General features: G+C 63.2%; 1 protein-coding gene. It reads left to right on the top strand.

Annotation, left to right across the window (positions count from 1 at the left end):
- Positions 1–721 (top strand): neutral zinc metallopeptidase (locus tag EOA29_RS38435; protein WP_127222517.1); only part of this gene is annotated, 721 nt, incomplete at its 5' end.
- Between the last annotated feature and the right edge of the window lie 106 nt (positions 722–827).

The following is an 827-nucleotide window of genomic DNA, read 5'->3' on the forward strand; positions in this document are numbered from 1 at the left end:
CGGCAGCGGCGGTCTGGTACCGGGCGGCGGCGGCCAGATCACGGACGACAGCGGCTCGCAGGACAGCACCGGCGCACCCGCTTCGGATGAAATGAAGCAGTTCGTGGCGACGGTGCTTGCCGAAACCGAGGACACCTGGACCGGCATCTTCAAGGCTAACGGCCTTACCTATGAGGACCCAAAGCTCGTGCTGTTCAGCGGCCAGATCCGCTCGGCTTGCGGCTTTGCCTCCTCCGCGGCGGGGCCGTTCTATTGCCCCGGTGACCACAAGGTCTATCTCGACATGACCTTCTTCCAGCAGCTCGACCAGCAGTTCGGCGCCTCGGGTGAGTTCGCGCGGGCCTATGTGGTTGCGCATGAGGTCGGCCACCATGTGCAGAACCTCACCGGCATCATGCAGAAGTTCAACCAGATGCGGCAGGGCATGGGCGAGGCCGAGGCCAACCAGATGTCGGTGCGGGTCGAGCTCCAGGCCGACTGCTTCGCCGGCGTGTGGGCTCACTACACAGCGCAGAAGGGCGTTCTCGAACAGGGCGACATGGAAAGCGCGCTGAATGCCGCCAAGCAGATCGGCGACGACACGCTGCAGAAGAAGATGCAGGGCTATGTCGTTCCGGAAAGCTTCAACCATGGCACCTCGGCGCAGCGGCAGACCTGGCTGGCGCGCGGCTACAAGAGCGGCAAGCTTTCGGACTGCGATACTTTCAACAATCCGGTCTGAAGCGGCGACACACGGCCGGGGTCTTTGGCCGTGCGCCTGATGTCAGGATGAGGCAGTTGCGGTCGTTCGCTTATTGTTCCAGGCGAGAAGCTCGCCTATAAGGTGC

The organism is Mesorhizobium sp. M1E.F.Ca.ET.063.01.1.1, assembly GCF_003998155.1.
Lineage (GTDB): Bacteria > Pseudomonadota > Alphaproteobacteria > Rhizobiales > Rhizobiaceae > Mesorhizobium.